Here is a 1,527-nt window from a genome sequence, read left to right on the forward strand (position 1 = left end):
GGACGTGATACGCTGCGAAAAGCCGTGGGGAGCTGCGAATGAGCTTTGATCCATGGATCTCCGAATGGGGCAACCCACCTTAAATACCTAGAAAATCATTCTGGTTGTCGGACCTTTGGTCCGACGCGACGGCGAACGATCGCCGACGGCCTATCGGCCTGTATGGGTGCCTTGCTCGAAGTTCGGGTTTGGCAGCAATACAGCGCGGTAGCGCGTCGCCGGCCGTCCGGCGCAATCGAAACCGGAATGGTTTCTAGGTATTGTGATAAGGTATCTTCACCTGAATACATAGGGTGTAAGAAGCGAACGCAGGGAACTGAAACATCTAAGTACCTGCAGGAAAGGACATCAACCGAGACTCCGCAAGTAGTGGCGAGCGAACGCGGACCAGGCCAGTGGCAATTGTGTTTAAAGCGGAACAATCTGGAAAGTTTGGCCGTAGCGGGTGACAGCCCCGTACGCGTAGATAGCATGATTGTCCTAGAGTAGGGCGGGACACGAGAAATCCTGTCTGAACATGGGGAGACCACTCTCCAAGCCTAAGTACTCGTGCATGACCGATAGCGAACAAGTACCGTGAGGGAAAGGTGAAAAGCACCCCGACAAGGGGAGTGAAATAGAACCTGAAACCGGATGCCTACAAACAGTCGGAGCCCGCAAGGGTGACGGCGTACCTTTTGTATAATGGGTCAACGACTTAGTGTAACAAGCAAGCTTAAGCCGGTAGGTGTAGGCGAAGCGAAAGCGAGTCTGAATAGGGCGATTTAGTTTGTTGCATTAGACCCGAAACCGAGTGATCTAGCCATGAGCAGGTTGAAGGTTGGGTAACACCAACTGGAGGACCGAACCCGCATCTGTTGCAATAGATTGGGATGACTTGTGGCTAGGGGTGAAAGGCCAATCAAACTCGGAAATAGCTGGTTCTCCGCGAAATCTATTTAGGTAGAGCGTCTGACGAATACCCTGGGGGGTAGAGCACTGGATGGGCTATGGGGACTCACCGTCTTACTGATCCTAACCAAACTCCGAATACCCAGGAGTACTATCAGGCAGACACACGGCGGGTGCTAACGTCCGTCGTGAAAAGGGCAACAACCCTAACCTCCAGCTAAGGTCCCCAAGTCATGGCTAAGTGGGAAAGGATGTGAGGATCCCAAAACAACCAGGATGTTGGCTTAGAAGCAGCCATCATTTAAAGAAAGCGTAACAGCTCACTGGTCTAAATAAGGGTCTTTGCGCCGAAAATGTAACGGGGCTAAAGCCATGCACCGAAGCTGAGGATGTGCACTTGTGCACGTGGTAGCGGAGCGTTCCGTAAGCCTGTGAAGGGACAGCCGTGAGGCATCCTGGAGGTATCGGAAGTGCGAATGTTGACATGAGTAACGATAAAGAGGGTGAGAGACCCTCTCGCCGAAAGACCAAGGGTTCCTGCTTAAAGTTAATCTGAGCAGGGTTAGCCGGCCCCTAAGACGAGGCGGACACGCGTAGTCGATGGGAACCACGTTAATATTCGTGGGCCTGGTGGTA

Annotated in this window: 1 rRNA gene (running past one end of the window); it reads left to right on the plus strand. The window is 52.7% G+C overall.

Annotated features, from left to right (window positions below):
- Positions 1 to 1,527, plus strand: a 23S ribosomal RNA gene (locus ACPYOJ_RS33940); its annotated part reaches 54 nt to the left of the window's first position; the annotation flags it as partial.

The sequence above is a fragment of the Rhizobium sp. SVR5-9E genome, from assembly GCF_056755095.1.